At 34.0% G+C, this 8,013-nt stretch carries 8 protein-coding genes and 1 pseudogene; 8 read left to right on the forward strand and 1 reads right to left on the reverse strand.

Annotated elements, in window-relative coordinates; all coding sequences use genetic code 11:
- From Wcon_RS09730 to Wcon_RS12295, 8 genes and pseudogenes are all read left to right on the forward strand, one after another.
- Positions 1 to 674, forward strand: a pseudogene (locus Wcon_RS09730) (transposase); the annotation flags it as partial.
- 13 nt (positions 675 to 687) lie between these two features.
- Complete coding sequence (gene pgsA, locus Wcon_RS09735) at positions 688 to 1,230, forward strand: CDP-diacylglycerol--glycerol-3-phosphate 3-phosphatidyltransferase (protein ID WP_047758726.1); 543 nt, start codon at positions 688 to 690, stop codon at positions 1,228 to 1,230.
- Positions 1,231 to 1,319: 89 nt separating this feature from the next.
- Positions 1,320 to 2,279, forward strand: coding sequence for a hypothetical protein (locus tag Wcon_RS09740; protein WP_114517951.1), 960 nt, complete (start codon positions 1,320 to 1,322; stop codon positions 2,277 to 2,279).
- Between the two features lie 62 nt (positions 2,280 to 2,341).
- Positions 2,342 to 3,034: an outer membrane protein assembly factor BamD gene (locus tag Wcon_RS09745; RefSeq protein ID WP_114517952.1), complete on the forward strand. Its 693-nt coding sequence runs from the start codon at positions 2,342 to 2,344 to the stop codon at positions 3,032 to 3,034.
- A gap of 15 nt (positions 3,035 to 3,049) precedes the next feature.
- A complete protein-coding gene (locus tag Wcon_RS09750) occupies positions 3,050 to 3,781 on the forward strand; it encodes a YebC/PmpR family DNA-binding transcriptional regulator (protein WP_114517953.1) in 732 nt (243 codons plus the stop codon).
- A gap of 248 nt (positions 3,782 to 4,029) precedes the next feature.
- Entirely contained in the window at positions 4,030 to 4,926 is an 897-nt protein-coding gene (locus tag Wcon_RS09755) for a M23 family metallopeptidase (RefSeq protein WP_410543476.1), read from the forward strand.
- Positions 4,910 to 5,773, forward strand: coding sequence for an SPFH domain-containing protein (locus Wcon_RS09760; RefSeq protein ID WP_114517955.1), 864 nt, complete (start codon positions 4,910 to 4,912; stop codon positions 5,771 to 5,773). Before Wcon_RS09755 ends, Wcon_RS09760 begins: the two co-directional genes overlap by 17 nt.
- Positions 5,774 to 5,894: 121 nt before the next feature.
- Entirely contained in the window at positions 5,895 to 6,071 is a 177-nt protein-coding gene (locus tag Wcon_RS12295; RefSeq protein WP_237350145.1) for a PQ-loop domain-containing transporter, read from the forward strand.
- Positions 6,072 to 6,869: 798 nt separating this feature from the next.
- Here Wcon_RS12295 and Wcon_RS09770 read toward each other — a convergent pair.
- Entirely contained in the window at positions 6,870 to 7,808 is a 939-nt protein-coding gene (locus Wcon_RS09770; protein ID WP_114516788.1) for an IS110 family RNA-guided transposase, read from the reverse strand.
- Positions 7,809 to 8,013: the final 205 nt, after the last annotated feature.

Here is an 8,013-nt window from a genome sequence, read left to right on the forward strand (position 1 = left end):
TATAGAGAAGAACACTTGTTTGTATTGAAACAAGAATATGCAGCATATACTTTTTTTCAAACCGAATGTGATAAAAGTATAGAAAATTACTATAAAATATTTGAAACAAAGTTGAATGAGAACGGAACATTGAATAAAATAAAAAAGCGGAAGCAGAAGAATAGTCCAGATTTTGCCGTAGACGAAGATTTATATCGAATAACGGGAATGGGTTTTACTAAAGTTCCAAGACTTGATGTATTAAGTGTACAGACTATCATTTCAGAAACAGGTATAAATCGCAATAAATGGCAGACAGAAAAGCATTTTTCTTCATGGCTTGGGTTGAGTCCTACTAATAAAATTACAGGAGGGAAAATTATTGGAACAAGAACACGTAAGGTTATAAATCGTGCTGCGAATGCCTTGCTGTGTATCAAGACTGCACTTGGTGCATACTGCAGGAGGTTTTAAAGAAGCGACTAGAGATACCGAAAGCAATTACTGCTACAGCAAGAAAATTGGCATGTATTTTTTACAATATGCTAAAATATGGAAAAGAATATGTAGAAAAAGGAATTGATTATTATGAGAAACTTTATCAAGACAGGGTTATGAAGAATCTAAGTAGAAAAGTCCTTGAATTTGGTTATGTCCTGGTTAGAAAGGATCAGTTAATTGAAGGAGTTTATTAGGAGAGTGATGTACATGCTTAAGAAAAACGTGCCTAATTTGCTAACAATTTCTCGTGCGCTCGCAATACCGGCAATAATATTAAGCTTTTATATAGAAAGTAAGTATGCAAATCTAATAACAATATTGATCTTTATGTTTGCGTGCATTACAGATTTTTTTGATGGTTATTTAGCGCGTGCATGGAAAGTCCAATCGAATTTTGGCAAGTTATTTGATCCAATTGCCGATAAGTTAGTAGTAGTTTCAACAATAATCATGCTAGTCTATAAGCAAAAGATAGATGATGTTACAATTATACCGTCAGTTATAATTGTTTGTAGGGAGATATTAGTTTCAGGTCTGCGGGAGTTTTTGATAGCTAAGAACGTTATCCTACCTGTGAGCAAAGCTGGGAAAATTAAAACATTTTTGCAGATGGTTGCCGTAGTAGCGCTAATAATGAGTGATTATGAAGCAACTAAATATGTAGGTGTGATTTGTTTGTGGGTTGCGGCTATTATGACTGTGTGGTCAGGTTATAATTACGTTCTAGTTGGCATCAAACAGATTGACTGAATTGCTTAAAAGCAGTTAATAATTTCATAATATTGACTGAGTAGTTAAAATCCTGTATAATGTATTAGTTCATAAATTAGTCGATTCATATGACTATTATTACTGCAGATAGCCTTAATACTAAGCACTTCTCTAAAGGATCAGGATTTGGAAAAGATGCTACAGTGGAGGATTTTTTTCGGGATTTTTGGCCAACAGTTGATGAAGAAGTCAGAAAAGAAAGAGAGGCAGAAAAAAGTAAAAAGCTAGAACAAGAGTTATTAACACTAAAAAAAAGAGAGCTATATAGACAATGTGTATCATTGGTAACAATGGTTCCATTTGCATTATTTATGGCTATTGAACTGGAAAAAACATGTAGCGATCAGGTATTACTTGGCGTGATAAGTGGTGCGCTAAGCCACACTATATTACCTTTTATGGTCCTATCTCTTATTTGTACGCTATATTTAATTTACAATAACAGGAAAATAGCACAAAAAGAACGAGAGTTGGAGAATATTGAAAATGGAGAGGAAGTAAAGGAAAAAGAGCACAATATTTCTGATATAGATCAGTGTTTGATCTATATTGAGGCTATAACAACTGCACTGGTTATTGTAGGTATGATAATGGGTGAAACATCTTCACTTGAAGCAGCAGAGGATGCAATTTTATTTCTTGCCAATGCAATTGCTTTTCTTGCAACTCTTGCTTCTTATATTGGTGAGCATGAAAAAAATAAGAAAAAGGAAACAGAAAAATCTAATCTTGATGAGAAATCTAGCAAGAAAACTAGCAATATGTCTATAGCCGGATTGGCGCTTGCTGGTTCTTCTATATTTTTAATAAAAAGAATAATGTTAATGGCATTAGCATCATCCTTAAATCCTGCTGTTGGGCCTACTTTAGGCTTGATAGGTATTGCACTTTTTATGGTTGTACAGATATTAACTATACGTTCCTACAGCAAAACGCTGAAAGATCCAAAAGTGGAAGGACAAGGTAAATCGAGGAATGCAGGTAGTTCTGACCGTAGTTATAAAGAGGAAGGGCCGGCTATTGCCTAGTAGAAATTTATTTATTTAAGTAATATTTAGGTCTATACTTTATTTTGATCGAAAAAAATCTTATGTATAAGACTTTAATCACGTGCTTTATTTTTCTAATTTGCTCCTTTACACAATCGTATGCGAATGATCTTGAAAAAACTGAAACTGAAACTGAACTATATGAAGAAGCAGTTGAACTTTTTGACCAGAAAAAATATAAACAAGCTATTAGAGCATTTAAAAAGATAGAGGATTTGTATCCTTTATCTTATTGGGCAATGAAAGCCAAATTATTGTCTGGGGTTTCTCACTATAATATGGGTAACTACAGCAGTGCTGCAAGTGATATGGATGATTATATATACGTTTATCCAAATGGTGAAGATTTGCCATATGTATATTACTTAAGAGTATTATCTTATTACATGCAAATTAACAAAGTGCAGCTTGGGCAGCAAATTACATATAAAACTTTAGAACTGGCTACTGAATATATTAATCTTTTTCCGAATAGCGAGTATATAGACGAGATCAAAGAAAAAGCAAAATTAATCACAGAACATATATCAAAAAAAGAGTATTCTATTGGTGAATTTTACTTAAGGCGTGGTGAATATTTAGCGGCAATTAAACGTTTTCAAAATATGGTAAGCGATAAAGATTCTCAATATTTTCCTAGAATTATTAACCATTTAATCTCGGCTTACTTAGCTCTTGGCCTTGACTTAGAAGCTGAGCAGTATAAAAGTATGTTAGCAGAAGGTCTGAATTAGTTTTCTTTATATACTATGGCTGGTCATTCACAATTTTCAAATATAAAACACCGGAAAGGCGCTCAGGATGCAAAGCGCTCTCAAAAATTTACAAAGCTCATTAGAGAAATAACAGTTGCTGCAAAACAAGGGCTGCCTGATTCTGCACGTCTTCGCTCTGCTATATTTGCTGCGCGTAAGGAAAATCTACCAAAAGATAAAATAGAAACAGCAATAAAAAATGCAACTGGTAGTGTTGCAGGAGAAAATTATGAAGAAATACAGTATGAAGGCTGCGGACCTTCTGGTACTGCACTTATTGTTCATGCCCTAACAAATAACCGCAACCGAACTGCTTCTGAGATACGTTATATCTTTTCTCGCAAGGGTGGTAATTTGGGGGAAACAGGAGGTGTAAGTTACCTTTTCGATCATGTAGGCTTGATTGTCTATAAAGCAGAGGGTATGAATTTTGAAGATTTATTTAACTATGGAATTGAATTAGAAGTATTGAATGTTGAGGAGAATAACTCAGAAGGATTGTATATTATAACTTGTGAAGTAAAAGAATTTGGTAGAGTGCGTGATGCTTTCTATACAAAATTTGGAGAACCAGAACTTGCTCGTCTTTCATGGCAGCCAAAAGATCTGATTAAAGTTAGCGATAAAGAATTAATTGATAAATTATCTGCATTAGTTGAAGAATTAGAAGATAATGACGATGTGCAGTATGTGGAAGGTAATTTTATTTTTGCTGATGAGCTATGAGGCTGGTAATACTTGCATTGCTTTGTATTTTACCAGCATATGTCACTGAAACATCTGCAGTACCGTTCCAGCATGGGATCAGCAAAAAAGAGCCAGTGTCAAACAAACAACTGTACGAACATTGTGATATAAGCACCAAGAAAGATGTCATCCCAGTGCCTAGACACTGGGATCCAGAAAATTCAATTACAAATGGACACACCAAGCGATTGTATAATAAAAACTGGATTCCAGTGTCAAGCACTGGAATGACAGAAAGCAACCTAAACCACTTTCCAGCGTTACTTCAGCATGGGATCAGGAAAAAAAAAGCTGCTTTGATGACAGAAAGTGATGGAAAGTTGTTATTCATATCCAGTGACATAAAATCCTCTTTTTTTGACACAGAAGGTTTGGCGCCAAATACAGTGATGAGATTAATCGACATATATAAAGGTTATGGTATAGATTTTAAAAAAGACATTGTGCCAAAAAGTAAGTTGGAGGTTCTTTTTGAGAAATCGCTCGGTAATCAGAAAGCTGAAGAAAAAATTTTATATACTTCACTGATAGCAGATAAAAAGGCCATTAGCTTGTATCATTATGAATCACAGAGCGGCAAAGGGGGGTACTTTAATAAAGAGGGGATAAGCTTAACAAGTAGCGAAATTTTCGTAAGTCCTTTAAACGGAGATTATCGTATATCTTCGAAATTTGGTAATAGAAAGCATCCTATTCGTGGTAAAGTTGTTTTTCATAAAGGAGTAGATTATGCAGCTAAACTTGGCACTCCTATACATGCTGCTACAGAGGGTGTGATAGAATATATAGGGAATAACGGAGGTTACGGCAAGTATATTAAAGTAAAACATGAAAATGGGTATTCAACTTGTTACGCACATATAAGCAAATTTAGTAGCGATATAAAGTTGGGCTCTAAAATAAAACAGGGTCAGGTTATAGCTTATGTTGGCAGCACTGGTGTTGCAACAGGACCTCATTTACATTATGAAGTTATGTATAATGGTAAGCACATTGATCCGCTTACAATAGCTCATAGAACTGAGATAAAGTTGCCTGATCGTGAATTAAGAGAGTTTAAATTATTTGTAAGTAAGGTAGATAAAATAATCAGCAGAGAGGGTGCAAGTGAAAAAGAAATCTGATGAAGACAGTACAGATAAAAATACGATAAATGATAGAAATTTAAAGGCTTTTCCTGTACTAATAGCGCTAGGATTAGTTTTATTGGTACTTTTTGTAGCGTATGACAGTACAATTGCGCTTGGGGTTACTGCTGTTTCAATATTGGCTTTCTCTCAAGGATTTTTCATTAATGATCCTAATGAAGCAAGAGTGATAGAGTTTTTTGGTCATTATATCGGAACTTATTTTAAATCTGGAATATGTGTAACGCTTCCCTTTTCAAACAAACATGTTGTTTCTCTGAAATTTCAGAATATCAATACAGAAAAAATAAAAGTGAATGATGCAAATGGGAGCCCAATAGAAATATCAGTAGTGATTGTTTGGAGAGTTAGCAGTCCTGCAAAGGCATATTATAATGTTAATAATTATCATGAATTCGTTTTTGTGCAAAGTGACTCAGTAATTAGAGAATTGGCAAGCAATTATCCTTATGACAGCGAAAGCGATGAGGAATCTTTGCGTAAAAATTCTGATAAAATTTCGAATGAATTGCGGTCAATGCTACAACAAAGATTAGATATCGCTGGAATTGAAATTGCAGAAGCGAGAATATCGCATTTGGCGTATTCATCTGAGATTGCACAAGCAATGCTGAGGCGTCAACAAGCGCATGCCATCACCTCTGCAAGAAAGCATATAGTGCAAAATGCAATAGGAATCATTGAAGAAGTAATAGCTCATTTTGAAAAAAATAAAAATATACAATTGGACGGAAAACAAAAAGTTCAATTGATAAACAATCTGCTAGTTGCTCTGATCTCTGAGCAAGATGCACAGCCGACGATTAGCTTGGATAATAATTAACTTAGGTATACTTTTAATTCTTTTTGGTTTAAGCTATATCGTTATTATAGTTTAGTAATAGTTTAAAGACATTCAATATTATCAATATTTTAAATTTAATATATTAATAAAAGGAGGGTATATGTATATAAGTATAGGAAAGTGCTTCGGTTTCATTGCATTAATTTCGTCTCTAGTTGGATTATTACCTCAAGTGTATAAATCATATATTACTAAACTTACTCGTGATATATCGATGCTGATAATTTTGTTATTTGTTCATCTTCTTGGCTTATCTATGGTCTCTATGAGGGGTTAACTTTTATTGTGCTTAGCAATATTGCTGGGCTAATAATTAACTTAACATTAATCATACAAAAATGTTATTATGATGCAAAATCTGCATCATCTACATTGTAGCATAAAACAACAATATCGTTAGTGATAGCAATGTTATATTTATTAGAAGCAGTAAATGATACTGGTGTACATTGAGTTAAGGCATTAAGTAAAAAAAAGCAGAAAAACCGTGTTAACACTAATCTAAAAACTACAGGCGCCTGTTATTAGCTAAAGTAAAGGTCAAGTATCTGGAATTCTAGGCATAAAATCCTCCTGTATAAAAAAGATTCAGAGTACACATACAACAGATATCGCTGAAGTTTTTACTGAAAAATTGGTTGAAAGGTCTGCAGACCGAGATAGATTTTGAGCTCTCTAAATATCTCTACTATCATTATAATGGCATCTTGAGTATATGGAAGCAATTTTTTTATTAAAATAAAAAATTTTATTCTACAGCTTAAAAAGGAGTTTGCTAATTTTCACACTGAATCGGATTTCACTACTCAAACCTAGAAACTTTAATGTATCAAGGTATCTGTTCAGGGGAATGTTCAAGTCAGTGCTCCCTTTCTTGTCATTCCAGTGCTTGACACTGGAATCCAATAATCTCATCAAAACGTTGTATTTTAAAATAACTTCTATACATACCCCATATTTCTGGATCCCAGTGTCAAGCACTGGGATGACACCTATTTATTTTCAGTGGTTCCTTTCTTATCATCCGGGTGGCCTTTTCTTGTCATTCCAGTGCTTGACACTGGAATCTACCGTCTTAAGCGTCAAGATAAAAACTATTGTTTTTTACCATGGCATTTAAACAAATAATGATTTTTCTCATGACAGCAACTAATGCAACTTTAGCGGCTTTGCCAGAAGCAACTAAGCGCTGATAAAGAGCTTTCATTTTCCTGTTATGACGCATTGCGACCACAGCAGACATGTATAATGCTTTTCGAGCATAAAACCTGCCACCTATGATTTGAGCTTTGCTTACCTTTCTTCCGCTTTCATTAGTTTTTGGTGCAACTCCAATTAGACAGGCTATTTCTTTATTATCTAATCTACCAAGCTCAGGTACTTCTATGAGTAGGATACTCGCAATTTTGCGTCCAATACCTTTATAGCTAGTTAGAAGTTTGCTTTTTTCCTTCAAACCAGGGTCAGAGTCTATTATGTCTTCTATGTCTTGCCTAACTTGCTCTAATTGTTTTTTGGCAAATTCTATCTGCTTTACTATATATTCTCTGGCTTTTCCTGTCACATTATGTAAACGACACATATTTGCGTGAACATCATCGCTTAGATTACGCTCAATTGCTCTTAGTTCTTTTAGTTCTTCTTGTTTTTGTGAAACTATACATTCTACTACCTCATCGTTTTTTGTGATAAATTCAGCATACTTTTCTAGCAATTTTGCATCTAATTTGTCTGTTTTTGCAAAATGGTTACAAGCTTTCGCAAACGCATATACCCGGTTTGGGTGAGCTCTATGCACAACTATACTATGTTCTTGTAACAATTTTACGACAAGTTTTTCATAACCGCCTGTTGATTCTACTACACATAATTCAACAAATACATTAACTATTTTTGACTTTATAAACTCAGATATAGCTTTTTCTGCATTTTCTATACGCTGATGTTTATTGTTGATTGAAATATCAAGTGTCTCTTTTGAAACATCAATACCCATAAAAACTGTTCTAGCCATTTTTGCACCTATAAATTATAATCAAATAACAATATAAATGATGTACAGGATTGTGATTCGATCTTTTAGATCCCCCTACCGTTCGTACTACATTTTTTAAGCAAGGAGTGTACTGAGATTCCTACGATTTCTATCAATCAATCCAATTGACAGTATCACTCCTTGCTCATTATAGCCTTGCGACTTTGATTTAATATACAATCCA

It is taken from the genome of Wolbachia endosymbiont of Cylisticus convexus (assembly GCF_003344345.1).